This window comes from Streptomyces albiflavescens, assembly GCF_014645835.1.
GTDB classification, from domain to species: domain Bacteria; phylum Actinomycetota; class Actinomycetes; order Streptomycetales; family Streptomycetaceae; genus Streptomyces; species Streptomyces albiflavescens.
This window is the reverse complement of the sequence record NZ_BMMM01000005.1, coordinates 348,235-374,008: the sequence shown is the minus strand read 5'-3', so window position 1 is coordinate 374,008 and position 25,774 is coordinate 348,235. Positions and strand designations below refer to the sequence as shown.

Below are 25,774 nucleotides of genomic sequence, written 5' to 3'. Positions count from 1 at the left end.
GGATGAAAGGCCGTTGGGACTTCGCCGGGTCATAGTCAGGCTGCGGGTCCGCCGGTACTTCTGTGATCGGAAGAGCTGTTCCCACAAGACGTTTGCGTTCGCCTTCCGCAAGGGCTGCACCTACGGCACGGTGCTCGTCGACGTCGAGGCCGGCCGCGTCGTGGACGTACTGCCCGACCGCACCTCCGAGACGTTCGCGGCCTGGCTGGCCGAGCATCTCGGCGCCGAGATCATCTGCCGGGACCGGGCGAGCGCCTACACCAAGGCGGTCAAGGAGGCTGCCCCGGACGCTTTGGAAGTCGCGGACAGGTGGCATTTGCTTCAGAACCTGTCGGCCGCGGTGGAGAAGACCTGCCACCAGCACCGCGACTGCCTGCGCAAACGTGCCGAGGAGGAGACCGTGACCGAGGTACCCGACGTGGCCCCGATGCTGTTACCGTCCGCGGAACTGCCCCGCACCCAGATCATCGAACGCACCCGCCACCGCTACGAGGACATCCACCACCTGCTGGAGAAACGCTGGACGATCAGCGCCATCGCCCGCCGCCTGAACCTCGACCGCAAGACCGTCCGCCGCTTCCGCGACACCGACCTCGACGAGCTGCTGGCCTCCGCCCGCGACCGCCGCCCCAGCGGCGTCCTGGGGCCGTTCAAGGCATACCTCAACGCCCGCTTCACCGAAGCCCAAGGCCAGGTCAGCGGCACCCGGCTGTCCCTGGAGATCCAGGCTCGCGGCTACCGGGGCAGCCGCCAAGTCGTCCGCAAACACCTCGCCGCCCTGCGGGCGGGCACCGCCGAACCGGTCCGGGCCGACATCCCCAGCCCTCGCAAGATCACCTCCTGGATCGTGCGGCCCCGCGAGACGCTCACCAAGAGGCAGGACGAGCGGCTGCTTCAGGTCAGGCTCGCCTGCCCGGACATCACCTGGGCCTGCGACCTCGCCCGCGCGTTCGCCGATCTGGTCCGCCACCAGCGTGGGCACCTGCTGCTGGAGTGGATCCGCCAGGCCGAGCAGGACGCACCGAAGCCGATGAAGGGCTTCGCCGGCTTCCTCCGCCAGGACCTCGACGCCGTCACCGCCGGCCTCACCCTCCCCTGGAGTTCCGGCGTCGTCGAGGGGCACGTCAACCGGGTGAAAACGCTCAAGAGGGCGATGTACGGCCGAGCCTCGTTCGAACTCCTGCGGACCCGCATTCTCACCCAGCCATGAGCATCACGGAACTGCGTGTCTGCTGTTGCAGCAGTTGGTACGCGCCAGCGGACTGTCTCCCAGCCAGGCACTGAGCGAGATGGACCAGTCGGTCCCGGACAAGTCGTCATTCACCTGCCTGGGTGGCGTCGGGCAGGACGGGCCACCGCAGCGGCACCAGCAGCAGGCCAGAGACGGCGGCCACCGCGGCCAGCGCCTTGCGGGGCCGTCAGGGCCGCCAGCCGACCGGCCAGGCGTCGCTCCGCTCCGGGCCGGGGTCTCCACGCGATAAGGCGGCGTACTTTCAGTGCGCCGCCCCACCGGCCAGGAATTCCAGTATCGCGAGTCCCAGCATGTTGCTACCTGGAATTGGCGTAGATCAGCTCACTACACCACATCCTGATATTTTGTCAGCGGCGTCGACCACCTGAATGTTGCAAACCCGCAGCCTGATGTCCCGCACATCGTTGAACTTTACGCTGTAGTCGCCGAATCCGTTGCTCCACGGCTCCTGCCACGGAATCTGCCGCCAGACGCCTGCGCGGTACTCGTAGCCGGTGTACTGAAGCACCCCGCCATCTATCCAGCCACATGTCGTGTTGAGGCGCACAGCCACCACGCCCGAGGTGTCGTACTTCGGGTAGCCCGCGGCACTACCGTCCCGGGTGTAGTCATAAAACCCATATGCATTGGCGCAGTAGCGGTAGCTACTTCCGTCGACGTCGGCTGCGAAAGCCGATGACGGGAGAAGCGCGAGAGAGGTTCCAGCGAGAACTGTGATGGCTGCATACACAAGCCGTCTCATTTTCTGCATTCCTACTCCTTGTCTCGTTCGGAACCGACGGCAAGGCGCTGCCGTTCGGCCTGAAGGCTGGCCATGAAGATATTTCTCAGCTGCAGCCCTGATCGGCGCTCAGAGAGCTCTACGTGCCGCCTGCGAATAGGCGTTCGAGGTTGCTGAACGCCTCACGCGGGATACGCCCGGCAACCTGCACCACGGCGCCCACACATCGCCGGCCGAAGCCTTTCGAGGGCTCGCAACACCGATTCGCATGGCTTCCTCCCCTTGTCGATGGGGTACGCCGTTCCCGCGCGATGCGCGATGGCGGCACTTGTCTGATCGTCCGTACTGCGCTGCGGGGGGCGGATGGTTGTTCACCCCGCAGCGGTCCCGTCCGGTTTCGCCTGATGGGCCATCACTGAGCGGGCAGCACAAGGCTCGTTGGCGTGGAGACGCCGGGGCAACACCCTGCGGCTGTCCCGGACAGAGCTGAGCTGTCCGGCCTGGTCAGAGCCTTGTCCGGATTCGTGCCGAGCCTTTGTCCGGGGTGGGAGTCGGCCCACGCGGTAGGCGCGCAGATCTCCGCTGTCGGGGATGCCTCACGCGTGAAGGTCGAGACGTTCGCAGACCTGCTCATGCCTGGCTCGCAGGTCGCGGTGCGCCAAATCCGCACGGCGGATGGCATGTCGATGGTCGAGATGTCGAGCTGACGGGCTGCCGTCCCGGATGGGGTGGGGACGCCGGCGAGTCGTTCCCGGAGGCGGTCGAGGGCGGTTTGGCCGTCATCGACGACGGCCTGCTCGTCCTCGGTGAGCGAGATGGCGGCGCGCATCTTCTGCACGTTGGCTTTGTTGAGTTGGTCCAGCCGTTCTCGGTCTGTCCCACTGGCGCGCGGGAACACTGGATCCGCCGTGGCCGGGCGGCACAAGACCTCAATTGCATGCGTGACCTGATCCCGGGCGACCGGTGCTACGGCTACCGCTGAGCGCCGATGAGTCTTCTTGCCTCATTGGGTTCAGCCGTCGCCGGGGTCGCCGGACTCCTCAACGAGGCGAGCCGCGAGGTCGTCGGCCCACGCTACGGCCCAGGCGCACAGAGCGGTCATGATGGTGTCGTCGAATCCGTAGGCGGCGAATGCTTCGTCGTCGGTCCACTCGGCGCCCGCGAGGTTCGCCTGCAGATTCTCTTGTTCGAAGTGGCCCCGGGCATGCCGGCGGCCGAACTCCTTGAGCTCGGCGATGCTCCAGCGTTGAGGGTCTGCGAATTCCTCGATCAGGTCACGGGGCGCGCGTCGGCGCAGCACGGCACGGGATGCCGTCGTCAGCCCAGTGGTATCGACCGATCCGCCAGCGGACGAGATCCGGCATGCAGATCCGGGTGGACCCTGTCGTAGCCCCAATAGGCGTTCGTAGCCTCAATAGGCGTTGTGGATCTGGCAGGTTGGCGGATCTACGGCAGGGGCGGACACGATGTCTGAGACGCATGCAGCGCCATGAGTGCTCCGACAAGAGGGACAGGTCCGCCCCTGTTGTGGTGCTGGCGTGCGTCGTAGGTTGCCGTGGTTGGAGCCGCTCGCAGGGAGCACCCCTTTGATGTGCCGGGAGCCGTTGAGCTCTTCGCGAGAGCGGGGTCCCTGCGGGGTGGGGGCCACGGGCGCAACGCGCTGAAACAGCTCCCACAACTCGTCCGGCACCAGCTGCCCGACTATCCCCATGCCCAAGTCAACGGGCTACCGCCAATCAAGCCACCGTCTTGTCGTGCTGTCGGCGCACCATCTCGGTGATCCAGATGGGCGCGAACGGAGACGTGCAGCCCGGGGAAGTCGGGTAGTCCTTGAGCACCTCCAGGCGCTCACCGATGTCGATGGCACGGGTGCGGTGCTCGGCGTGCTCGATCCCGATCTGAGCCAGGCAGTGGTTCATCGCCCACTGCAGGCGATCCGGGGCGTCTTTCATCTCCGCCTCGATGACGTCGAGCAGTCCTGTGAGGTCGAGGCCCTCGGGCTTCTTCGTCACGCGTTCGGTGGTCAGCGCCCAGCCGGCACTCGCGACCACTGGATCCGGATCGGCGGACCAGGCCAGGCGCAGTTCTTCGGAGTGCGGGTTCTTCTTCACCACGTAGTTCACGAGCCAGTCGTGCACCTTGGGTGTGCGCGCCTCGCGCACCATGGCGTCCAACTCGTCACGGTCGAACGCCTTCGGGCGGCAGATCAGGATCGCCAGCAGCCTCGCCGCGGTGTCATCCGTCTCCCAGAGCCGGCATGCGAGTTCCTGCTGCGTCTTCAGCCGCTTCGCGAGCGCGCGCAGCTTGCTGAGGTTCACACCGTGATCGTCACCGTGTTTCTCGTTCACCTCGCGTGTCTTCGGGTCCTCGAGCTCGGCCAGCTCGGCCATCACCTCGGCCACCGTCGTCTCGGCCACCTCAGCCTCCTGTCCATCACGCGCGAGACTCAGCGTACGACGGAAGTCGGCACCTCTGGTCGTACACGCCTAGCCATCGACCTGCAAAGCGTGGTGTCGTGGAGCCGGCTGAGGCTGAACTCTCTGTCCTGGTCTGTGGCGGGCAGCTGCCGTCCGGGAGGATCGCGACCATCGTGCTGGCCGTACTGCGGCACGACCAGCGCCTGGCCGACATGGCCGGCGGCAACGACGTGTCCGCCACCACCGTGCGGCGCTGGCGCGACGAGCTGCTCGGGCTGCTCGCCGCGAAGGCCCCGCGACTGGACCGCGCCTTGACGAAGATTGCCAGGCGAGGTGGGGAGGTCGTCCTGATCGACGGCACCCTCATCCCCACCCAGCGCCGCACCGGCCACGCGAACCGCCCGAACTGCTCCGGCAAGCATCGCCGCCACGGCCTGCACGTGATTGCCCTGACCGACGAGCGGGGCCGTCTGGTGTGGATGTCGGCCGCCCGGCCCGGCCGCACCCACGACATCACCGCCGCCCGCCGCGACCACATCCTGGCCCACCTGCGTGCTGCTTGCCTCGGCGCCCTGGCCGACCTCGGCTTCCTCGGCCTGGCCGACGACGGGGACGATCCCGTGGTCGTCACCGGCTTCAAGGCCACCCGCGCCCGCAAGCTCGCACCCGCCGAAAAGGAGGCCAACCGGGTCCTGGCCGCCGGACGCGTCCCCGTCGAACGCGGCTTTGCCCACTGAAGAACTGGCGGATCCTCACCAAGCTCCGTACTGACCCCGCCCGCGCCACCCACCTGTTTCGCGCGCTGCTCGTCCTGACGAACATCGAGGCCGCACCGACAATTGATCTCTACTGCAGGTAGCCCACGATCAGCACATGCCCCCGGAACAGCGTCACCGGGCCGGGATCGGCTGAGTGAGGTTCACCGGGTTGCCGTCGGGGTCCTGGATGTGGGCGACGCGCTGTCCCCACGGCATGTCGTTGGGGCCGCTGCGGACCGAGCCGCCCAGCGCCGCCACCCGGCCGAGCGTCTCGTCGACGTCGTCGACACCGATGCTGAGCAGGATCCGCGACGCCGCCCCAGTCCCCGGGTTCGCCTTGGCCACCAGCCCGAGGTCGGTGTCGCCGATGCGCAAGCCGAGGTAGAAGGCCGGGCCTTCCGCCGGTATCCGGAAGATCTCCTCAGCGCCGAACAATTTCGTATAGAAGCCGAGCAGAACGTCCTGGTCGGCAGTCACGATCACTGGCTGGATGGTGGACATGGCACTCCTGTCGAGAACGGTCGTGTCGCTGGGTAGACCGTTCGAGGACGGTGAACTCATCGGTAAAACCACCCGCCGGACGATCCACAACACAGACTGCCGCCCACGACCAGCACGAGCACCCCGAAACGAGGTCACGCCACCTCGCTGACCAGCCACTTCAAGATGGCGGAGCTTCGCTGCGTCAGCTTGCCGAGGATGACGGATGGCCACGTGTCATCGCGCCGGTGCGCCCAACGCTGAAGGCCCGCCACCCCCTGGCGTCTGTTGAGGCGTTCATGAGGTGGACTCGCGAGGACGGTAGGGCGCTCGATCCATGGGTCCGGACGCATCGGCGACTTGGAGCGCGTACTCTCGCGGCGGCTCCCGAATCGCAGACCATGACCGGCACGATCGCCGAGTGGGAGCGGTGGACCGGCATGGTGTTCCCCGAAACGGGCGGCTACGTCATCCCTGAAGGGCTGAGCTTGCTTCGGATCGACCATTCCGCCGATCAGGGCACCTACGTAGAGCCCAATATCTGGATGCAGCACATCTGAGGACGCGACGCGCTTCGGGCCTACTGCCTTCGGTGCGTGGTGTCATCGTGGTCGAGCCGGGATGCGTCCAGTGCCGGTGAGGCAGCCGTCGAGGACATCGCTGCGGTACTGCAGTTGCCGCAGGCCCCGACGGACGGCGCAGCTGAGCTCCGCGGGATTGCTGAAGGCGCGTTGGCACCAAGGTGGTGCGCCGGAGATGGGCCATATTCCTTCGACCGGGTTGGGGTCGGCTGCGTAGGAAGGCAATGTGATGAGGTCGCGGCAATCGGTCCAGGCGAAGCTTCGGGTGGCGATGCCTCCCCAGGCCAGGAGCTTGTTGATCAGGCGCTCGACGGTGTTCCTCTCCTTGTGGAGGTCGGCATCGTGGTTCGGCACTCGCCGCGCAAACATGCAGTCGGCCGATCGGCGCGTAGGTCGGATCAGTTGTGCGTGGTGGCCGGGGGGCCGGCGATGGCGGTGAGCCGGAGCTTGGTCTCGTCCTCGCTGCCGGGCACGGCGGTCATGATGACGATCTTGAGCTCGGAGTCGCCGTCGGTGAGAACATCGCAGTCCACCGTGACCGGGCCCACCGACGGGTGGTCGATCGTCTTGTGGTCCTCGCGGTGCGCGGCCACCTCCCCGGTCGCCCACAGGTCGGCGAACCTCCTGTTCCCCGCGTTCAGATCGCGGATCAGCGCGGCCAAACGGCTGTCCTGGGGGAAGCGCCCGGTGGCGCGGCGCAGGTCGGAGACGACGGCGGCGTCGGTGGCGTCGCGGTCCGCCTCGGTCACCGGCCACAGTGCGAGGTGGGCGGGGCCGGCGTCCACCGGGAACCGGTCGCGGGCGAAGTTGCGCAGCCGCGGCGGCGAGGCGGAGGGGTCGCCCAGCAGGGCGGCCCACCCACGGTTCCACCACACCAGTTGCCAGTCCGCCGCGAACACGGCAACCGCGACGTCCCCGAGGCGGGCGAGCACCCGCTGCACACCGGGCGGAAGATGGTCAGAGATCGCGCCGCCCACCGGCGGTACGAGCTGGGCCAGCCGGTACAGGTGGTCCCGCTCGGCGGTGGACAGCTGTAGGGCGCGTGCCAGGGACGCCACCACCGACGCTGAGGGTGTCGTGGCCCGCCCCTGCTCCAGACGCACAATGTAGTCGACCGATACCCCGGCCAGGTCAGCCAGTTCTTCGCGCCGCAGCCCGGGCGCCCGTCGCCCGCGGGGCACCGGCAGTCCGGCGGCCGACGGGGGCAGCCGGTCCCGCCACGTGCGGATCATCGCGCCCAGTCCGGCTCCGGGTGTCGTCGGCATGATCTCCATCCTCCTGCATCCCCGGTCGTGTGTGTGGGCGCGAGGGTGGTACTGGTCTTCCTACCGTCGAAGCGTCTCTGGTCCGCCTCCTTCGACGGGACCAGTATCGAAGACATGACGATCACCTTCATCACCGGAGCCAACAAGGGTCTCGGCCGCGAGACCGCCCGCCGCCTGATCGAGTGTGGCCACACCGTGCTCGTCGGAGCCCGTAACCCCGAGCAGGGCGAGGAAGCGGCCGCCGCGCTCGGCGCACGCTACGTCCCCATCGACGTGACCGACGACGCGTCCGTGGCCGCCGCGGCCGCGAACGTCGCCGAACACGAGGGCAGGATCGACGTCCTGATCAACAATGCTGGTGTCCATGGCCCCGTCGGCGATCCCAGCGACCTCACCGCCGCCGACGCCCGCGCCGTCCTCGACGTCAACGTCATCGGCGTCGTGCGCACCACCGCCGCGTTCTTGCCGCTGCTGCGCCGCTCGGACGACCCTGTGATCGTCAACGTCAGCAGCGGCATGGGCTCCCTCGCCCTCACCCACGACGCCGGCCGGCCCGAGTCGCACGTCATCGCGCCGCTGTACACCTCCTCGAAGGCGGCGCTGACGATGTTGACCACGCAGTACGCCAAGGGGCTCAAGGGCATCCGCGTCAACGCCGCTGACCCCGGCTACACCGCCACCGACCTCAACGGTCACAGCGGCCCCCAATCCGTCACCGAGGGCACGGACGCGATCGTCGCCCTCGCCACCGAGCAGCCCGGTGCCGGCACTGGACGTTTCGTCTCCCGCCATGGCGAGATCGCTTGGTCCTGAAACGGGCCGTGGCGGATCAGCCGAAGCGTTGGTCGAACGCCTGCGGCGTCGTGCCGTTGCCGCCCCGGTCGAGGGCCGCGTCGTTCACCAGGATGTCCTGCCGGTCGGCTCCGGTGCACTCCCGCAGACCTGCCACGACGTTGTCGACAACGGTGCGAGGTGCCGGGCACTGCCAGCGGATCTCCCATCTTTTCTGTGGAATCAGCGATGTCGAGTGATGGAACTGGAAGAACCGCGTGCGTCGTTCAGCGCGGTGGGCAGTGTGGGTGCTGTCAGTGGGATCGGCTTGGATGTGGCCGTGCCATTCTCTGAGCTGATCCGCCAGTTGCCCGAGATCTCGATCGTTCGGGACCGCTCCCGCGCCCTGGCGATGTTGGATGCCATCCTGAGCCCGGAGTGGGAGTACCGATACTTCTCGTTCGACTCCCAATGGTCGCCGACGGAGGAGATGGCCTCGATGCGCGACGGCTGCGGCAACGAGTACTCGATTGTTTTCTCACGGGCAGGCGCCTATGTCCGCGGTTTCGATCACGAGTCGCCGATGACCCCGTATCGAGTGACGCCTCCGGCCCCGTGGCCCGGCCTGTTCGACGGGGTGCCGGAGGCATTTCGTGCCCAGGTCACGGAGCCCGCCTTCAGCGACCACGGGACGCCGCGAGCGACGGTGTGCTTCTGGCGCGAACAAGCCGACACCGTATGGAAGTCAGGGGCCGTCGCGCCTCTGCCGGAGGGCGTGGAAGACGGCTGCAGCGCCGAGTGGCTGTTCGACGTCCTGTTGGACGGCCGTCCCGAGGCATACCAGCGGTTCGCGGAGGAGTACTACGAGGTGGCGGTGGACGTCACGGCCGTCCGGCACGTCTATGCGTTGCGCCCGCTCACCCAGAGCGTCGTGTCGTTGCTGAACCCGGCGGTGCCCATCCCACGCCTCGCGGAGGACCTCGTCCAGATCGGATACCCGGTCCAGGAATGACGGCCCGTCCGGACGCGGTGCCGCCGCGTCACGGTGACGCCGACCGTGCCTGGCTCACCACCGCGCCGCCCAACAGATCTCCTCAGTGCGTGGGGACGCTGCACCATACGCAGCGCATCCTGCGGCGCGTGATTCCACGTAGCTAATGGGGAGACGGCGGCAATGGGCTTGGACGCCAATCCAAGTCGTTGATCGAGATCCGGCGGAACCCGATCGCTTTCGGATTCTTCACGTCAGGTGAGCGAGGACGGAGGTCCGACGACAAGATCAGCCACGTCCGCCGCCTGATCCACCGGGTCCGCAGCGGGCGTTGGCCAGGTCGGCCCGCAGCGATGCCCTGCTCGCAGCCGCTGCTCTGTTCTGTTCGGCCGGTGTGGCGCTCGCGCCGTGGACGCGTTCGAGCGAATCGCGGTATCGGTAGAGAAAGCCTGGCCGCCGCGAAACATGGCGCGCGTCTTCGACCACTCCTTCCTCGATCAATGGAGGAGCCGGAAGGCCGAATTCGCCGCGGACCCCCAGGCCCGGCAGGACTGTCGCGATGCCGTGGCGCCGGGAGAAGTCCCTCTGCTTCCGGTGTGGGCCGGCGGAAGGCGTCGACCTCATCAACCACCGACCATCCGCCGCCGATCTCGTCGGCGCTCTCGCCGAGGCGGAGCCCGTACAGGCCCGAGCCGCGGCAGGCAACATCCAGAACGGCTTGCCAGGGAACGGCCGCGCGGGACCGATACCACCATGCCCTCGCCCGGCGGTGACGCCACCAACCCGCGGGCGATAGTTGAGGCCACACCCCTAACTGGCCGTACCTGGGGCGATTCCTGGGCTCAGCCGGGAGTGGGCTGAATGACGCCTTCTGGATGTTGATGGGTCTGGGGTCAGGTCAGAGCGGGGTTGCCGCAGCACTTCTTGTATTTGCGGGAGGAGCCGCACCAGCAGGGGCTGTTGCGGGGTGGGGGCCATGTCTGGGCCTGGCCGCGGGCGGCGAGATCGGCGGCGTATCGGGCCCGGGTGTCGCCGTCCTGTGGGGGAGGTCCTCATCGCGGGTGAACGCCTCGAAGTCGGCCATGGTGCCCCGGGCGATGCCCAGATGGGGTTCGCCGTCCCCGGACCGGCGGTGCAGGAGCTCCTCGGTGAGGCGGATGTGCTCGTGGTGTTCGGCGCCGTAGTGGTCCGCCAGTGCGGGCCACCGGGCAAGGAGTTGGGTGAACTCGGTCTCGGGCCAGAACAGTGCGCATGTCATGCGGGGTCGGGACAGGGCTGCTCGACGAGCGGTGACCTCGGCGGTGAGTTTGTCGAACTCGGCTTGCAGGGCGTCCTCGTCGCCGCTTTCGGCGGCCCGTAGGCGGTCCGGATCGTGGAGGTCGTCGAGTGTGCTGGAGCCGCGGAGCAGGCTGGGGCGGTGTTCGTGCAGGTCGTCGGCGAGGGTGTCGAGGGCGTCGTGCGGCTGGGTAAGGCGGCGCCGGACCCGGTGGCGGCCGATGACGAGCATCTCGATGCCGCTGGGGTCAGAGGCGTGTTCGACGGCGCTGGGGGTGAGGGGAGTGGCGGGGCCGAGAAGATGGGTGATGCCGGCGGTGAACCAGTCTGCGGCGTCACGGAGTTCACCAGCGGTCTCGAATGCTTCGGCGACGAAGTTCCAGGCACCTGGATCGGTGGGGTGCTGTCGTCGCAGACGGCCGGCCGCTTCGCGGGCCTGATCGGCGCGTCCGGCGTCCCACAGGGTGCTGATCCGGTATGCCTCGATCAGGTGCGGGTCCTCGCACTTGGTGTCCAGCAGCTGCTGGTAGAGCGCGAGCGCGCGGTCGTATTCCTCGGCGTCATTCCAGCTGCCCGCGGCCTCGACGAGGATCTCCTCGCGATCCTCGGGATACTCCCGGGCCAGCGCCTCCAGCTCTTCGGCCTGCGTGGCGTATGTCCGCTCGGCGGGGGCGGGTTGGTGCGGTGTTCGGCGACGCTTGCGGGACATACGACCACACTAGCGGCGTGAGGCCGCAGGTACGGGCGGACGTGGGAAGGCTCGTCAGAACGGGTGCGGTTCGGCGGGTTACTGGGCTCCGGAACGGCCGGCGAGAGCGTGTGCCCCGGGCACTTGGGGGTGACGAGCCGGTTCGCCTCCTCGCGGCCGCTTTCGTCCCTGGTCAGGGCAGGGTGTTCCACAGGGTGCAGTGGTGGGCGGCGGCGGTCGTATGCGTGGGGCCGGTCTGGTCGGGAGCCAGGGATTGGACGGAACCAGCCGGCCAGGTGGGAGTGTTCGGGGTGTTGGGGTTGCTGGTGCGGGCGAAACCGCTCCAGTAGTCGATCATGGTGTCGGCAAGGCGGTGCTGGGCGGGGGGCATGGTGCGGGGGTGGCCGCCGAGGTCGAAGAGGTAGGTCAGTTCGCTGGCGTGCGGGGCGCCGAGCGGGAACGGAGTGGGGGCGGAGGTGAGCGGCGGGGCGTGTTCGTCGGCGAACTCGTAGCGCCAGACGGGGACATGGGCCGCGAGGAGGGTGCCGGTTTGCAGGGTGGGGCAGGAGTAGTTGGAGTCTCCGATGACCGCGCCGAGGACCGGTCCGCCGTTCGTTTCGGTGACCGGGTAGGTGCGGGCGACGGTGGGGGCCTGGGCGGGGTCGGGGAGGAAGCCGGCCACCGTCTGGGGCCAGTTGGCGGGGGTGATGCGGGTGCCGGCCTGGATGACGGCGGCGGCCCAGCCGTTGCCCTCGTCGTGGTTGGAGCCGATGAGGACGGGCACGTGGTGCACGGCGCCGAGGGTGAGCGCGGTGTTCGGGTCGCGAGGCAGGAGTCCGGTGGCGTAGGCGGGCTGTTGGGGGGTGTCCGGGGCGGCGAGCAGCCGGGCGGTGCTCACTCGCCGCAGGCAGGCCACCACGTGCCGGGCAGCGCCGCAGCCCACCTCCTTCGCCAGCTTCGCCCCGGTGGTGTCCGCCGCCTTGAGGGAGATGGCGGACGGGGCGAAGAAACGGTCGGCGCGGCCGGTGCACGGTCCGCTCTCGATGATGGTGCGGTCGAACAGGCCGACGGCGGTGGGGGAGGCGAGCTGGGCGCAGACGCTGAAGCCGCCCGCGGACTCGCCGGCCAGGGTGACGTTGTGCCGGTCACCGCCGAACGCGCCGATGTTCGCCCGCACCCAGCGCAGCGCCGCCTGCTGGTCGGCGAGCCCGAAGGTGCCGGAGCCCGGCAGACCGCTGTGCGCGAGGAAGCCGAGGGCGCCGAGGCGGTAGTTGAGGGTGACCACAACGACATTGCCGCGCGTGGCGAGGCGGTGGGCGTCGTAGGAGCTGCCCGCGCCGTTGGTGAAGCCGCCGCCGTGCACCCATACGATCACGGGCCTGGGGCGGTCGGGGCGGGCGACGTCGGGGGTGGTCACGTTCAGGTAGAGGCAGTCCTCGGTGGTGCTGCCGCCGGGTACCTCGCCGGCCGGCTGCGGGCAGGGGCTCGCGGACCGGGTGGCGTCCCGCGCCCTCTTCCATGGGCGTGCGGGGTGTGGTGGCGTCCAGCGCAGGGGGCCGACCGGGGGTGCGGCATACGGGATGCCGTCGAAAGTGCGGTAGCCCTCCCCCGCGGTGCCGCGCACGGCACCGGCCTGGGTGTGCACGACGGGTGCGGCGCGGACGACGGGTACGGCGGCCTGTCGAAGCTCGGGTGTCTCCGCCCGGGCCGGCACTGCGGTGGAGGCCAGCACGGCGCACACCAGCGCCGCCGACCATTGCCCTATTTGCCCTGCTCGCCCTGGTTTCATCGGCGTACGCCTTCCTGCTCGGGTCGGGTGCTCGGGGTGCAGGTCAGCTGCCGCCCATGCCGCCCTGCGCGGCGATCATGGTGGTACGGAGGCCGCGCACTGTCGCCTCCAGGCCCGGCGCGAGCTCACCCAGCCGGCCGGTCAGGTCGTCGATCCGCGCACGGTGCCGGCGCCGGTCCTGTCCGGACACCACCGAGCCGATCCGGCCGGCCGCGGCCAGTGCCACCAGGGCGGCATCCTCCAAGGCGACCTCGTGTGCCGAAGTAGCGGCGCGCAGGATCGCGGTCACGTACGCATGCAGCGCCCGTACGGCGTCCGGGTCCGGCACAGTCGCATGCCGCCCGGACAGGACCGGGATCCGGCCCGGCTCGACGATGAGCTGACCGCGCGCCGCGAGCTGGTCTTCCACGGCTTGCAGGGTCTGCGTCCCACGCCGCCGTGTCAGGTGCTTCCAGCCGTGTGTGGATGCGGCCACCTCGTCCAGCACACGGTCCAGGACCGGATCGCCCACCGGGCCGGGCTCGGTCACCCGCACCGCCCCTTCGCGCTCCATCAGGTGGCCACGCAGGGTGAGGTCGACGAGCGCGGCGACGCGGACGAGGAATCCGGTCCGGGCGCGGTCGTAGGGGCCGCGCGCCGACGCGTCGTAGGCCAGCAGGTACATGCGGTAGGGCAGGGCATTCATCACGCTTGCGACGCTACGGCGCCACCGCCCGCCCGTGATCGACCTGGGGTCGCACTTCGGGATGGACCGTGAGGATCACCCGCGCGGCGCCTCCTCCTCAAGGAGGAGGGTCATGAACCGCGCGGCCGAACGAGACCGTGGTCGTAGGCGGCGACCACCGCCTGGACCCGATCCCGCAGCTCCAGCTTGCGCAGCACCGCAGCCACATGCCGCTTGACCGTGGCCTCGGACAGAGAAAGCCGACGGGCGATCTCCGCGTTGGACAGCGCCTGCCCGATCAGGGTCAGCACCTCGATCTCGCGTGCCGACAGGCGTGTCAGCGCGGGCGGCGTCGTGCGCCCGTCCGGCGCGGTGCGCAGGAACCGCTTCAGCAGGCGGCTGGTCAGGCCCGGCGCGAGCAGCGTGTCCCCGCGCACCGTGGCCCGGATCGCCGCCACGAGCTCGGCGGACTCCATCTCCTTGAGCAGGAAACCGCTGGCGCCCGCCCGCAGCGCCGCCAGCACGTGATCGTCCTCGTCGAACGTGGTCAGCATCAGCACCCGGGCCACGCTGCCGGAAGCCACGATCTGCCGGGTGGCCTCGATCCCGTCCATGCCGGGCATCCGGATGTCCATCAGCACCACGTCCGGCCGCGTGCGGCCGATCACCTGCACCGCCTGCCGTCCGTCACCCGCCTCACCCACCACCGCCAGGTCGTCCCAGGAATCGATCACCAGACGGAAGCCGGTGCGCAGCAGTTCTTCGTCGTCGGCCACCACGACCCGGATCGTCATGAACGGCATCCCATCAACAGTGTTCGCCAGAACGGCCCGGCGTCCCCCTCCGTCCATGATGACGTGGTCTGCGTCAGGCAGGTCCCATAGGAACGCCGGTTGAGTTGGAGGAAGAAGACGTCCAAGCGGATCGTGCTGACCAGTACGCCGATCTCCTTGCACCTGGTGCCACTGGCGCAGGCGTTCGAGCATGCGGGACATGAGGTGGCGGTCGCCACCGGCGCCGTCATGGTCGACGAGCTCGACCGGTCAGGGGTACGGCATCTGCCGCTGCGCCAGGCGCTCGGGCCCGACGGTGGTGAACTCGTGTCCCGGCACCAGGGGCCGGCCTCCTTCGCCGTCCCGGGCGCCGATGGCGTGCAGATCGGTGTCGGGTGTTGCGACGATCAGTAGAAGCCAAGATCGGGAGGGGGCTCAGTCGTGGCTGATCAGCTTTTGGTAGCCGTAGCCGGATGCTGTCGTCGCCGCGTCTCCACCGGTCGGGTCTCTCTCCCCAGCCGTGGGTGAGGGCGCGACATGATTTCAGCTTGCGATCAGGATGCAGGCGGCTTGGAGTGGAGTCAGACATATCTGCAGACAGCCAGAGGCACCTGAGCACGCCCGGGCTAGGCGCCATGCTGGAGATCTTATGCCGTCCGGAAGGCGTGAAGAGGGATGGCAATGCGAACGAACATCATCCGCAGCGAGCGCATGGTCATCAGCTACGACGTGGTGAACGGCTGGACCGTTCTCGAGGTCGATGGCGAGATAGACGTCCACACCTCGCCCAGGATCACCGAAGCAGTGATCAAGCTGCTCGATGAGGGGCACCGCCACCTCGTCCTGGACCTGTGCTTTGTACCGTTCCTGGACTCCGTAGGGCTCGGGGCGGTCGTAGCAAGCACGAAGCGCATCCGTGAGCGCGAGGGTTCACTCCGCATCACGAGTTCCTCGGCGCGCTTGCTCAAGGTCTTTGAGATCAGCGGCCTCCATGATGCGTACGAGTTCTACGACTCACCAGAGGAAGCAACGCTTCAGGCTCCATCGGGCAGTGGTCTCGCGCACTGGCCCCATGGCTGAGGTGAGGGTGACGACCGAAGCGCGGCGGTCGGCGAGGGGGCGACCTCGCGTGCGACGAGGCCCGTGCAGCCGTGCAGCCGTGCAGGCGTCCGGCAGTGAGGCCTCTGCCCTCGGATGGATACGTTGCCATCGTGCCTCGTCGACTCCACCGAAGCTGAGAGCTCTCCTCACGGTGGCTGCCGTGCTGGCCGCGGTCGGCGCTCGGGGCGGCCGAGCCACAGGCGCGAGACGAGCCCGTGACGGCCCCTTGGCACCCCGAGCCTCGCGGGCGGGGGAGTCCTGCCCGGGCGGGGCGCCAGAGCCTTCGCTGCTGCGTCACGCCGGACGAGGCGCGCCGGACCCTCGTCGAGGGCGTCCCCGCGTGCATCCACTGCCCTCCGGGCACGGGCCTTGGCCTGCTCGACCAAGCGAAGCCCCGAACGGCAGACTGAGCCGGCTCACCGGCCCGGACGGCCCGTCCGACCACCTCGCGAACGGACGCGCCGGCCGCCCCTGGGGCCACGTCCCACGCACGGCGGCCGACGTCTGAGCGCGACTTGCGGCCCGCAATAGCCCCGAGTCCGCCGAGGGCTGCGTTGCTCAGGTCTCGGCTGCCGCAGCCTGGATGTCCTGGCGAACATGATCCATCAGCTCACCCATGTCGCCGACCTTGGAATCGAGTTGTTCCGCGCGCGGCGCGACCTGGCGGAGCCATGCCACCGTGGCCAGCGCAAGCTCAACAGCCTCATCCTTCCGACCGTCGCCCAGCAGTTCCTCGATCTTGAAGGCGATGCTGCCGAGGGTTTCATCGTCGGTTTCCGGAACCAGGTAACCCCTGAGGCCGGGTGGATAGGGGGTCTGCTCCCGTGATTCGCGCAGGGCGGTGACGACCGCGCGCTCTTCGCTGAATTGATCGAGCAGTCCCTCGAGGACGTACATCCGTGCCACCAGTCGAGGCAGCCCTGCGTGTCGGTCCAGCCAGGCCATCAGCTCACGTTGACCACCGAGGTGGTCGATGACCTGCGTTACCGACTCGGTGGTCTTGTTGGGCAGGACCCAGTGGAACGGCAGGAGCCGCGCCACCTGGTCGGCAAGTGCCGCCTCGCCCTGGGGATCCAGGGTGCCGGCGACGAAGTCGCTGACCAGAGCGGGATCCAAGCCGAAACCGGCAGGCGCCGACCGGTCTTGTGACGTGCGCGACGAGTCGTGGCGTAGACGCAAGAGCTCGCTGACGATCCTGCTCAGCGGTTTGTCGTGCACGAATCCTCCCAGCACCTCAGACGGTGCTCTTCGTTCCGAGGGTGATTGTTCCTGCCGGCATATGCGGTGCGACGGGGGAAGCAGCTTCCCGGAGCTTGCATCAACACTGTGCCGCCCGATGCCTGGGACATGCGCGCCTGTTAGCCCAGGTGGGCTAGGGACGCCGGTGCGTCCACTTGCCGACGACATCGCCCAGATCTTCACCGAGCCGCGTAACGATCTCCGCGTCGGCGACACGGCCCGCCAGGGACTGGAACTCCTGCACACCCTTTTCGGCGCGGCCGCCACACCCGGCACGAACCTTGCCGTCCAGGCCCTCGCCTGCGACGTCCCCGCGGCCCGTATCCGCGCGCCCGCTCCTGGCTTCGTCGCGAACCTCAACCGGCACCTTCCCGGTGTTCCTGGCTGCCGCCGGGGACACCCGGAAGTGCAGGCCGGCATCGCGAAGCGGCTGCGGCCACGGCGCGGATGTGGCACCGTGGGCGGAAGGTCTGGCCCGTCGCCTTCCCCCGTGGCGACGGGCCGGAGCCGTTGTGTGCGTCCTTCGTCGAGAACCTTGGTCGGAACTCGCTGACCGCCACACCATGGCTTGCCCCAGACCAACGTGAGGCGTCTCAAAACCTGGCCGCCCTGGAGGACCTCGTCCGTACCTACGCCAACGAGATCCAGGCGCTCACCCTGGCCAACGAGGAACTCGCCGCAGACAACAGGCGCCTGGGGCAAGCTGTTGAGCGAGCCTCCGAGACCGCCAGCCCCCTCCAGCACACGGCGAAGCGTCGCCGGCTTCACCGATGTCGCCGGTGAAGCCGGGAACTTCGTGGTTCGGGGACAAGAGTTCGACGCGACGCCGATTCGGCGAACGTCCACACCTGGACGCGGGAATCATTCGTCGGATCGGTGCTTCTACGTCGCCGTCAGTGCGGCGACCAACTCATCCAGGTTGTTTGCACTCCAATTGAAGGTGTCGGTCCTCTTCGGAGGATCCCCGACTGGTCGCTGAACGTAGGCGGTTCGCATTCCCATCGCCTGAGCTCCGCGAAGGTCCCAGGCGTGGGCAGCGACCATCAACATCCGCTCTGATGGGCATCCTGCCGCGTCGACCGCGAGCTGATAGACCTCGGGTGCGGGCTTGTAGGCCTGGGCATCTTCGGCGGACAAGGCTTGGTGCCAGCGCAGCCCGGCGTATGCGTTGAGACGCAGCAGAGTCGCGCGACTGGCATTGGAGAGCCCCAGTACAGGAAATCGCCGCGCGAGGCGCGTAAGTCCGGAGAGGGAGTCGTCCCAGGGCTTTAGGCGCTGACCCGCGGTAGCCAGTCGCTCGATTGCGAGCGGGTCGGTGAGCCCGGCACAGTCGGCTACGCGTTGAGCTGCCTCGCGGTCGATGATCTCGGTGTTGGCGTATGCCCGGCTTTCTTTCTCCATGCGTTGCTGCTCGTGCTCGACATGCTTGCGCCACACAGTGAGCAGCTGGTCGACGGACCCGTCGTCGGACGCGGGCACTGCGTCGCGAATGGCCGCTCGAAGTCCGCCTGGCTCGTCGACCATCGTTCCGAGGACGTCGAAGACGACGACCTCGAGGTCGCGTGCCTCGGCCATCCGGTCTCCTCTTGATGATGGTCGGGCGCAACGTGGCCCGGAACATCGCATTGCGCCAACGGTGTTGGTGAAGCGTGCCGGGGCAGAGCGGGTACGTCAACACGGCAACTCGTGCGACCAAGAAGCCAGCCCCACGCGGTCGGCCTCTCCACGTGCCGTGGTCACACGCGGTCACACCCGGGGCCGGGTTCGGTGTAGCGGAGCAGGACGCCCACGCCCTCGTGCAGTCTCACCTGCTGCTCGGGCACGAGGACGAGCTCGGCCCGGGTGCCGACCAGAGCGCGGGTGAGCACCGCGTCGGCACGCTCCTCGCTGACGTCCTGGATGCCGTAGGAGCGCAGTTCCTGTTCGGTGAGGGCGAGGTGGCTGGGTTGCGGGCCGGCCCACAGGCGGAGCGGCGACTCGGGGTGGTTGTTGAGGAAGAGTGCTTTGACCCGACGGCGCTGCAGGGCCGACACGGCTGGGGCCAGGCCTCTGGCCGACGCTCCGTCGTGTGCGAGCTGGGCGAGGAAGGCTGCCAGCAGGGACCGGTCATGCTCGGCCATGCGTTCGCTGAAGAGGCTTTCGAGCCGGTGCTCAAGAAGCGCCCGCCGCGGCCGGGACTCGCCGGCGCCCACGACGGTGATGACCCGTTTGCGCAGGGGGGCAGGGAGCCGGCGCACGAGAATGCCGCGGGCCCACACATCTCCCGCGACGACCACCGCTTCGGCGTCGATGCGCCGTGCGTGGCCCTCCAGCTTCCGGCCTGTGACTGCGGCGGCGTTCAGCCAGTCGGTCACCGGGATCTCCTCGCGGAGGCGGTGCCCCGGCGTGACCTTGGTCAGGGGCCACACGCCGATCTCGGCCTCGATCCGCACGGTTCCCGTGGCGTCCGTGGAGTGACGGCCGCTGTAGTGGACGTGCGCCGCCACGTAAGGAATCTCGGGGGAGTGCTGGACGATCAGCGGCAGGGTGTCCGGCAGCGCTCCGAAGTGCGCGGTGTCCCGTGCGGGTGGGTCGGGCAGCTCGTCCAGCAGGGCCAGTCGGCCATGCGCGGTGAACACCGCCTGCCCGTGGGCGCCAGGGACCTCGGTGTCGCTGCCTACGGCCTCTGCCGCCGCGGCGAGGGAGTCTTGGTCGGCTCCCTCGGACGTCAGTGCGTCCCGCAGGTGCCGCCAGCGCAGTTCTATGGCGGCGACGGGATCCTCGATGGCGCTGTCGCGCGAGGTGTCCAGATAGACCGATGCGAAGGGGCCCGGCTGCTTGTACAAGTGTTCGAGGAAGGAAAGTCTCATGCTCCGCTCCCGAGTGCACTCTCGGCCGGTGTGTCGCTAGAGGTCCCGCTCCGAAGTCGAGAGATGACAGTCTGTGTCTGCTCGCCCGATCCGCTGCTCTGCGGGCCGAGGACGCCGCGAGTTCTTCAGGCGCCGGCCGATCGGTCGAGCACGCAGTCAGGAGAGCAGAGCCGACGGCTCGACTACCTTGCGACGGCATCGCGACGTACCGGACCGGGCGCGACAGGGGTGATTTCGATGTGCCGCAGCTCGGGTGGCCTGGGCCTTGGGCACGGTGACGGTCAGGACGCCGTCGCCGAGGGTCGCGCTGACCTCGTCCGTCGTGACACCGGCGGGCAGGAGGGCCTGGTACTCGAAGTGACCGGTGCGGCGGGTCCTGAGGCGCAGGACGCTTTCATGCCCCCTCGCCTTGCACTTGCCGGTGATGCGCAGCTCCCGCTCGCTCATTTCGATGGCGATGTCGCCTCGCTTGACTCCGGGCAGTTCCGCCTCGATCACGTGGGCGCTGTCGGTCTTACGCATGTCTGCCGTAGACGACCAGGACAACGCGGCAGGAGTGGTGGCGGCACCATCCATCAGCCGGTTCATGTGCACGAACCGCTCGTCGAACTCGGCGGCGACCGGTTCACCCCGTCCGAAGGCGGGGAACGCCCTCTCCGGCAGGCTGCCAGGCCGGTGTCGTACCGGCGGCGTCATCGCGGTTCACCTCCGCGAAAGTGTGGCATCGGGTCGATTTCCATAGTGTGAGTCTGCGCCCGACCTGGCGAATCGGCCCATGCGAACGCCTCCTGTCAGCTCATGTGAGGTCGCGCCGTCGCTGTGGCGTGGCTCCCGCCGCAGGAGCTCTGGCCGGCGATCCAGCACATCCGTTGGGAGCACGATCCGCAGGTACCGGTGGCCGCCGCACGTGAATCTGCTGTTCGGCTTCGTACCGGAGGAGGAGTTTGCGCCGGCTGTGCCGCTGCTCTGCGCGGCCGTGGCGGAGAGCACGGCGTTCACCGCCCGTCTGGCCGGCGTGCGGTACTTCCGGCACCGGCATGATGCGACGGTGTGGCTCGATCCGGCCGCGGCGGGCCTGGTGCCGTGGGACCGTCTCCACAGGACGCTGGGGCTGCGATTCCCGCTGTGCTGCGGGCGCGGCGGCCGCTTCACCCCACATCTGTCCTTCGGCCGCACACAGGACCCGCAGCGTCTGGCCACTGAGTGCGCCGCGCGGCTCGGCGCACTGTCGGCCGTGGTGGAGGAAGTGGTCCTGCTCTCCCGGCGCGGCGAGGAATCCATGCGGCCCCGGGCAGTGATCACGCTGGGCACGGGCGAGGTCCGCCGATTGTCAGAGGACTGAAGTGGTCTCGGGGCGCAAGTTGATCGGGCACGACTTGGCCCGCTTCGGACCGCGGCGACAGTTCACCATCGCCAACTCGAACCACCCCGACCACACCGTCCAGCCCCGTGCCTTGCACGCCTACCTGCGCTGGCGCAACACCACTGCGCGGGGCACCGCGACGTCTTGGCCGCCCAACGCAGGGAACGTGCCCGCATCTGCGGCGGCGGGAGTTGTCGCACAGCTTGTTACTTGAGGCCGCTGAGCATGACACCGCGGATGTAGTACTTCTGCAGCAGCAGGAAGAGGATCAGGACCGGCAGGATGCTCAGGACGAGGCCGGCCATGACGATGGGCATCGTGCGGGTCGGGTCGACGTAGTCCTGCAGGAGCTGGATGCCGACGGGCAGGGTCATCACGTCCGGGTTGGCGGTCGAGACGAGCAGCGCCCAGATGTACTCGTTCCAGGCGTCGACGAAGGTCAGCAGCCCGAGCGTCACCAGGACCGGCTTGGTCTGCGGCACCACGATCCGCCACCACACGGCGAATTCGCCGGCGCCGTCGATGCGCGCGGCCTCAAGGACTTCGTCCGGGATCGAGACCATGAACTGGCGCATCAGGAAGATCCCGAAGCCGTTGACGAGGAACGGCATGGTAAGCGCCACGATGCTGACGGTCAGGCCCGCGCCGCCGCGTCCGAAGAGGTCGTTGCCGCCCGCCAGCGGCCAGTGCACCAGGATCAGGAAGTGCGGGATGAAGAAGAGGAACGGGGGGAACATCATCGTCGACAGCACGAGACGGAAGATGAAGTCCCGGCCGGGGAAGCGGAGTTTGGCGAGCGAGTAGCCGGCGAGTGACGACGTGAGGAGCACCGATCCGGTGATCACGGCGGTGGCGATGACGCTGTTGCGGAAGAGCACCGGCAGATCGAGCTGGTGGATCGCCGCCCGGTAGTTGGACAGGTCGAACGCCTTGGGCAGGAACCGGTACGGCAGCGTGCCGGACTCGCCGGGCCCCTTGAAGGACGTCATCACCATGTCGAGGAACGGCACCACCGTGAGCACGGCGCCGGTCGCGACCAGCAGATACGACAGCCACGGGAAACGGCGACGGTTCATGCGTCCTCCCCCTTGCGCCGGAAGATCCACAACTGCACCAGGGTGACCAGAAGGACCACCACGAACAGCATGAAGGCGGCGGCGCTCGCAGTGCCCCAGTCGCCGTAGCTGAAGGCCTGCCGGTACATCTCCAGCGCGGCCACATTGGTCGCGTCACCCGGCCCGCCCTTGGTCATCACGATGATCAGCGCGAACGACTGCAGGCCGGTGAGGAACTGGGTGATGCACACGAACAGCAGGGACGGCCGCAGCAGCGGCAGCGTGATCTTCCAGAAGACGGTGACAGGCCCGGCGCCGTCCAGCGCCGCGGCCTCGTAGTACGACTCGGGGATGGACTTCAGCCCGGCGGTCAGGATGAGGATCGCCGAGCCGACCGAGGCCCAGGCCTGTACGACCACGACCGAGGGCAGCGCGGTGTCCGGGTCCTGGAGGAACGCCACCGAGCCGAGCCCGAGGGCGTTGAGGACGCCGTTGACAAGCCCGCCCGGCTCGTACATGTACTTCCATACGTTGCCGACGGCGACGACGGTCGTGACGATCGGCAGGAAGTACAGGGTGCGCCACAGACCCTGGAACCGCAGGTTGTTGATGCAGGTGGCGACGACCACGGAGCCCGCCAGCGCCAGGGCCACGGTGCCCAGGGCGAACAGCAGCGTATTGGTGAGGATCGGCGTCAGGAACGTCGATCCGTCCGCGAAGAGGCCGGTGAAGTTGTCCAGGCCGACCGGATCGATGTCGTCGAGGTCGAACCCGGCCCAGCGGGACATCGACAGCAGCAGCGCGAAGCCCAGCGGCAGGATCAGGAAGACCGCGAAGAACAGCAGCGTCGGCGCCAGGAAGAGATAGGCGACGACGGCCTGGTGGCGCCGGGCCCGGCGGCGGCCGTCGACGGCGGGCCCGGCGGACCGCGGGCTGTGCGCCGCCCGCTCGGTCGTCTCCGGCGCCAGAGTGTTCACCATGAGCGCGACACCTCCTGGTCGACCTGACGGCGGGTGGTGCGCAGTGCCTCGTCGACCGACTGCTGACCGGTCCACAACGCCTCGATGTTCTTGCGCAGCAGCGACTTGGCCTGCTGCGCGCCCGGCACATTCGGCTCCGGCACCGCGTAGGCCAGCGCGTCCAGGAACGGGCGCAGGTTCGGATCGCTGCCCTGGCCCAGGAGCGTCCGCATGTCGTCGGCGCGGCCGGTCAGGGAGCCGACCGACACCTGCAGGGAGCTCATCCGGGTCGCTGTCGCACCCTTCCTGGCGCTCTTCACGTCCACCTTCTCGGTGTTGAGCCAGCGCAGGAACTCCCAGGCCTCGCGCGGGTGCTCACTGGCCGTGTTGACCCCCAGCATGAAGCCGGTGGAGAGCGTGGCGGGTGCGTCGTCCGCCTTGGGGACGGGCACGGGTGCGACGCCGACATCGCGGTAGTCCTTGCCCATCTGGGCCTTCAGGCTGCCCGTCCACCAGCCGGCGCTGACCACCATGGCCACCTGCCCGGACTGGAACGCCTTGTAGACGTTGATGCCGGGGGCGCTCGCACCTTTGACGACGAGGCGGTGCTCCAGATCGAACACGGCCCGGCCCGCGGTCGAGTCGATGGCGGTGCCCCTGCCGTCCGCGGAGACGAACGTTCCGCCGGCGGCGTTGAGCAGGGCGAGCGTCTGGCCGACGGTGGTGGAGTCGTCGTAGGTCGACAGCCCGAACCCCTGGACCAGCGTGTTGCCGTACCGGTCCCGCTTGGCGGTGCGGTAGGCCGTCTCCTCCAGCTCTCGCCAGGTGCGCGGAGGGCCGACGATGCCGGCCTCGCGCAGCAGCCGCTTGTTGTAGTAGAGGGCGTACGTCTGCACCTCGGTGGGGTAGCCGTAGACCTTGCCCCCCACCGACGCGGCGCCGACCGCGGCCTTGCCGTAGCCGCGCGTGATCTCCGCGGTGTGCTCGGACGGAGCGGGCCGCAGGACGCCGGCCTGGACGAGCTGGCCGTTCCACAGACAGTACGGCTGGATGATGTCGGCGCCCTGGCCCGCGGCCTGCCGGACCATGAACGTGGTCAGCAGGTCCGTGAACTCGACAGCTTTCGTCCGCACCTTGACCCGGTCGTGCGTGGCATTCCACTCGTCGACCGGGCCCTGCAGGGCCTCCTTGAGCTCCCCGCTGGCGTAGTGGGAGAGCAGGGTGAGGACGATCGGATCCCCGGGACGCCCGGTGCCCTGATGCGGCGCGGCGCATCCGGAGGCGAGCAGCGCCGAGGGGAGCGCGAGCGCGAAGTGACGGCGACTCAGGCCGCCGGTGCGTCGCGACGGCGTCATCGAGCGGCCTCTCGGCGCATCACGCGGAACACCCGGGTCGTGGTGAAACCGGTCTTGCGATACAGGTGGCCCGCCGGGGACTGCTCACCGGTCCACAGGAACCACGCGGAGTGCGCACGGCGTGCCCGCATTCGTTCCAGGACCAGGTGGAGCAGGACCTTGCCGAGTCCGGTGCCGCGCATCTCCTCCAGCACGCCGAACGGACCGAACCGCTCGTCCACCGAATCGAACGTGCCGTGCATCGCCCAGCCGACCAGGCGGCCCGAAGGGTCCCGGGCGACGACAATCCGGTCGAGCGGCGTGCCCGCGGCCAGACAGTCCCGGATCGTGCACACCCAGTCCGGGCCGAAGTGGTTCGCGGCGAGCGCGAACAGGTCCACCAGGTCGTCGTCGCACGGGGTGGCGAACCGGTAGCCCTGCGCCGTCAGTTCGTCCAAGCGGCGCGAGACATCCTCCGGGATGCGGTAGCCGACGAGGCCGCGGTCCATCGCCGCCGCCTCGTACAGAGTGCGAAAGCCCAGGGACTCAAGGAGCCCGGCCGCTTCCGGGTACGCCTCGGCGTCCAGGCCGGGGAGCACGTAGTTCGGGGTGTACGAGGAGAAGTCCACCCGGATGCGGCCGTTGCTGTGCAGCCAGTCGAGGGCGTCGGTCAGCAGCCGGCGGCCGAGGCCGCGCCCGCGGGCGGCCGGGTCGACGAAGAAGAACGGGATCCAGCCCTGCTCCGGCTCCAGGTCGGTGCCGCTCATCGGCGTCAGACGGCGCACCGCGTAGGCGGTGCCGACGACGCGTTCGCCGTCGACGGCGACCCGAAGCCCCTCCGGATCGAAGTTGGCGTCGAGCAGCACCAGGGAGCGGAAGCGGTCCGGGGTGATGGAGTCGGCCGGTGCACTCCGGCGCCACGCCTCCACCAACTGCGGGCCGTCGCCCGCGCGGAAGCCACGAATCTCGGTCCGGGTTTTTGTCGTGCGATCGTTCATCGACGGGGTTGTCCTTCCATACACCGGTCGCGGACGGCGTCGAACGTCGAAGCCCCGGGGCGTGACTCTCGGGGCTTCGACGTGCACTTCGCTTGACCTACTGACTCAAACGACCGGCCGCCGCCGGTGTCACGCCCACTCCACGCACAGCTTCGCGAGTGTGGTCCGCTGCTCCTGGGCGAGCCTGTCCCGGCGTTGCCGCTGGTTGGCGTACCAGGCACCCCGCTTGTGCTCGTGCTCCTGGCCGTCGACGAGGACAGGTCCGACGGGCCCGCCCGCACTGCCTTCTGGGCGCCTTCGCGGGCGATGTCATGGGGCGAGGGCCGCAACGCCTCGCTGGAAGACCGCTGATGCCTTCCCGGCCGCCCTTCGCCGACCTTGGCTGCCGGGGTCGGGGCCCGGAGCGTGCGCTTCATCAACGACCGCGAGCTCGAACGGCTCCCGGTCTGCA

Annotated in this window: 26 protein-coding genes and 3 pseudogenes; 10 read left to right on the top strand and 19 right to left on the bottom strand. The window is 68.8% G+C overall.

Annotated elements, in window-relative coordinates; translation table 11 throughout:
• Positions 1–13 precede the first annotated feature (13 nt).
• Positions 14–1,210, top strand: coding sequence for an ISL3 family transposase (locus IEY95_RS16835; RefSeq protein WP_189186832.1), 1,197 nt, complete (start codon positions 14–16; stop codon positions 1,208–1,210).
• A gap of 358 nt (positions 1,211–1,568) precedes the next feature.
• Here IEY95_RS16835 and IEY95_RS16830 read toward each other — a convergent pair whose 3' ends face one another.
• Positions 1,569–2,003: a hypothetical protein gene (locus IEY95_RS16830; protein ID WP_189186831.1), complete on the bottom strand. Its 435-nt coding sequence runs from the start codon at positions 2,001–2,003 to the stop codon at positions 1,569–1,571.
• Between the two features lie 742 nt (positions 2,004–2,745).
• Between IEY95_RS16830 and IEY95_RS16825 the strand changes: the two genes are divergently transcribed.
• Positions 2,746–2,955, top strand: coding sequence for a hypothetical protein (locus tag IEY95_RS16825; RefSeq protein WP_189186830.1), 210 nt, complete (start codon positions 2,746–2,748; stop codon positions 2,953–2,955).
• Between the two features lie 30 nt (positions 2,956–2,985).
• Here IEY95_RS16825 and IEY95_RS16820 read toward each other — a convergent pair whose 3' ends face one another.
• Together IEY95_RS16820 and IEY95_RS16810 are read right to left on the bottom strand one after the other, a co-directional pair.
• Positions 2,986–3,273, bottom strand: coding sequence for a hypothetical protein (locus IEY95_RS16820; RefSeq protein WP_229703034.1), 288 nt, complete (start codon positions 3,271–3,273; stop codon positions 2,986–2,988).
• Positions 3,274–3,709: 436 nt separating this feature from the next.
• Positions 3,710–4,363, bottom strand: a complete 654-nt coding sequence (locus IEY95_RS16810) for a DNA alkylation repair protein (RefSeq protein WP_189186951.1) — start codon at positions 4,361–4,363, stop codon at positions 3,710–3,712.
• Between the two features lie 125 nt (positions 4,364–4,488).
• Between IEY95_RS16810 and IEY95_RS16805 the strand changes: the two genes are divergently transcribed.
• Positions 4,489–5,127 carry a transposase family protein gene (locus IEY95_RS16805; protein WP_229703031.1) on the top strand — a complete coding sequence of 213 codons (639 nt, stop codon included), beginning with the start codon at positions 4,489–4,491 and terminating at the stop codon, positions 5,125–5,127.
• A gap of 153 nt (positions 5,128–5,280) precedes the next feature.
• Here IEY95_RS16805 and IEY95_RS16800 read toward each other — a convergent pair whose 3' ends face one another.
• Positions 5,281–5,649 (bottom strand): VOC family protein, encoded by a 369-nt coding sequence (locus IEY95_RS16800; RefSeq protein ID WP_189186829.1) that lies wholly within the window; start codon positions 5,647–5,649, stop codon positions 5,281–5,283.
• A gap of 380 nt (positions 5,650–6,029) precedes the next feature.
• Here IEY95_RS16800 and IEY95_RS16795 point away from each other — a divergent pair, with 380 nt between their 5' ends.
• Positions 6,030–6,188: a hypothetical protein gene (locus IEY95_RS16795; RefSeq protein ID WP_189186828.1), complete on the top strand. Its 159-nt coding sequence runs from the start codon at positions 6,030–6,032 to the stop codon at positions 6,186–6,188.
• Positions 6,189–6,607: 419 nt separating this feature from the next.
• On the opposite strand, the gene IEY95_RS16790 is transcribed toward IEY95_RS16795, so the two are convergent.
• Complete coding sequence (locus tag IEY95_RS16790) at positions 6,608–7,483, bottom strand: helix-turn-helix transcriptional regulator (RefSeq protein ID WP_189186827.1); 876 nt, start codon at positions 7,481–7,483, stop codon at positions 6,608–6,610.
• A 105-nt stretch (positions 7,484–7,588) separates the two neighbouring features.
• On the opposite strand from IEY95_RS16790, the gene IEY95_RS16785 reads away from it, so the two are divergent.
• Positions 7,589–8,287, top strand: coding sequence for an SDR family NAD(P)-dependent oxidoreductase (locus IEY95_RS16785; protein ID WP_189186826.1), 699 nt, complete (start codon positions 7,589–7,591; stop codon positions 8,285–8,287).
• 298 nt (positions 8,288–8,585) lie between these two features.
• Positions 8,586–9,257, top strand: coding sequence for a hypothetical protein (locus tag IEY95_RS16780; protein WP_189186825.1), 672 nt, complete (start codon positions 8,586–8,588; stop codon positions 9,255–9,257).
• 872 nt (positions 9,258–10,129) lie between these two features.
• On the opposite strand, the pseudogene IEY95_RS50690 reads toward IEY95_RS16780, so the two are convergent.
• The 5 genes and pseudogenes from IEY95_RS50690 to IEY95_RS16760 form a co-directional block, all read right to left on the bottom strand.
• Positions 10,130–10,177: pseudogene (locus IEY95_RS50690) on the bottom strand (hypothetical protein); the annotation flags it as partial.
• A gap of 659 nt (positions 10,178–10,836) precedes the next feature.
• Positions 10,837–11,220, bottom strand: a pseudogene (locus tag IEY95_RS50685) (tetratricopeptide repeat protein); the annotation flags it as partial.
• A gap of 172 nt (positions 11,221–11,392) precedes the next feature.
• Positions 11,393–12,988: a carboxylesterase/lipase family protein gene (locus IEY95_RS16770; RefSeq protein WP_189186824.1), complete on the bottom strand. Its 1,596-nt coding sequence runs from the start codon at positions 12,986–12,988 to the stop codon at positions 11,393–11,395.
• 43 nt (positions 12,989–13,031) lie between these two features.
• Complete coding sequence (locus IEY95_RS16765) at positions 13,032–13,673, bottom strand: GOLPH3/VPS74 family protein (protein WP_308429318.1); 642 nt, start codon at positions 13,671–13,673, stop codon at positions 13,032–13,034.
• A gap of 110 nt (positions 13,674–13,783) precedes the next feature.
• Positions 13,784–14,446 (bottom strand): response regulator, encoded by a 663-nt coding sequence (locus IEY95_RS16760; RefSeq protein WP_189186950.1) that lies wholly within the window; start codon positions 14,444–14,446, stop codon positions 13,784–13,786.
• A 99-nt stretch (positions 14,447–14,545) separates the two neighbouring features.
• On the opposite strand from IEY95_RS16760, the gene IEY95_RS16755 reads away from it, so the two are divergent.
• Together IEY95_RS16755 and IEY95_RS16750 are read left to right on the top strand one after the other, a co-directional pair.
• A complete protein-coding gene (locus tag IEY95_RS16755; protein WP_189186967.1) occupies positions 14,546–14,839 on the top strand; it encodes a hypothetical protein in 294 nt (97 codons plus the stop codon).
• 267 nt (positions 14,840–15,106) lie between these two features.
• A complete protein-coding gene (locus tag IEY95_RS16750) occupies positions 15,107–15,505 on the top strand; it encodes an STAS domain-containing protein (protein WP_189186822.1) in 399 nt (132 codons plus the stop codon).
• Between the two features lie 579 nt (positions 15,506–16,084).
• Here the strand turns inward: IEY95_RS16750 and IEY95_RS16745 are convergent.
• The 5 genes from IEY95_RS16745 to IEY95_RS16725 all read right to left on the bottom strand — a co-directional run bounded on the left by IEY95_RS16745 (position 16,085) and on the right by IEY95_RS16725 (position 20,310).
• Positions 16,085–16,744 (bottom strand): hypothetical protein, encoded by a 660-nt coding sequence (locus IEY95_RS16745; protein ID WP_189186821.1) that lies wholly within the window; start codon positions 16,742–16,744, stop codon positions 16,085–16,087.
• A 154-nt stretch (positions 16,745–16,898) separates the two neighbouring features.
• Complete coding sequence (locus tag IEY95_RS16740; protein ID WP_189186820.1) at positions 16,899–17,132, bottom strand: hypothetical protein; 234 nt, start codon at positions 17,130–17,132, stop codon at positions 16,899–16,901.
• A 515-nt stretch (positions 17,133–17,647) separates the two neighbouring features.
• Positions 17,648–18,340, bottom strand: a complete 693-nt coding sequence (locus tag IEY95_RS16735) for a haloacid dehalogenase type II (protein WP_189186819.1) — start codon at positions 18,338–18,340, stop codon at positions 17,648–17,650.
• Between the two features lie 161 nt (positions 18,341–18,501).
• Complete coding sequence (locus IEY95_RS16730; protein WP_189186818.1) at positions 18,502–19,614, bottom strand: baeRF2 domain-containing protein; 1,113 nt, start codon at positions 19,612–19,614, stop codon at positions 18,502–18,504.
• 156 nt (positions 19,615–19,770) lie between these two features.
• Positions 19,771–20,310: an Hsp20/alpha crystallin family protein gene (locus IEY95_RS16725; protein ID WP_189186817.1), complete on the bottom strand. Its 540-nt coding sequence runs from the start codon at positions 20,308–20,310 to the stop codon at positions 19,771–19,773.
• Between the two features lie 211 nt (positions 20,311–20,521).
• On the opposite strand from IEY95_RS16725, the gene IEY95_RS16720 reads away from it, so the two are divergent.
• Both IEY95_RS16720 and IEY95_RS49035 read left to right on the top strand, forming a co-directional pair.
• A complete protein-coding gene (locus tag IEY95_RS16720) occupies positions 20,522–20,956 on the top strand; it encodes a 2'-5' RNA ligase family protein (RefSeq protein ID WP_229703025.1) in 435 nt (144 codons plus the stop codon).
• A 37-nt stretch (positions 20,957–20,993) separates the two neighbouring features.
• Positions 20,994–21,220, top strand: a pseudogene (locus tag IEY95_RS49035) (hypothetical protein); the annotation flags it as partial.
• Here the strand turns inward: IEY95_RS49035 and IEY95_RS16715 are convergent.
• From IEY95_RS16715 to IEY95_RS16700, 4 genes are read right to left on the bottom strand one after another with little or no spacing between them, the layout of a single operon-like run.
• A complete protein-coding gene (locus IEY95_RS16715; protein ID WP_189186816.1) occupies positions 21,184–22,053 on the bottom strand; it encodes a carbohydrate ABC transporter permease in 870 nt (289 codons plus the stop codon). The pseudogene IEY95_RS49035 and the gene IEY95_RS16715 overlap by 37 nt on opposite strands.
• The gene (locus IEY95_RS16710) at positions 22,050–23,012 is read right to left on the bottom strand and encodes a carbohydrate ABC transporter permease (RefSeq protein ID WP_189186815.1); all 963 of its coding nucleotides are present in this window, start codon (positions 23,010–23,012) and stop codon (positions 22,050–22,052) included. The genes IEY95_RS16715 and IEY95_RS16710 overlap by 4 nt, the downstream gene beginning before the upstream one ends.
• Positions 23,006–24,346, bottom strand: a complete 1,341-nt coding sequence (locus tag IEY95_RS16705) for an ABC transporter substrate-binding protein (RefSeq protein ID WP_189186814.1) — start codon at positions 24,344–24,346, stop codon at positions 23,006–23,008. The genes IEY95_RS16710 and IEY95_RS16705 overlap by 7 nt, the downstream gene beginning before the upstream one ends.
• Positions 24,343–25,323: a GNAT family N-acetyltransferase gene (locus IEY95_RS16700; RefSeq protein ID WP_189186813.1), complete on the bottom strand. Its 981-nt coding sequence runs from the start codon at positions 25,321–25,323 to the stop codon at positions 24,343–24,345. Before IEY95_RS16700 ends, IEY95_RS16705 begins: the two co-directional genes overlap by 4 nt.
• Between the last annotated feature and the right edge of the window lie 451 nt (positions 25,324–25,774).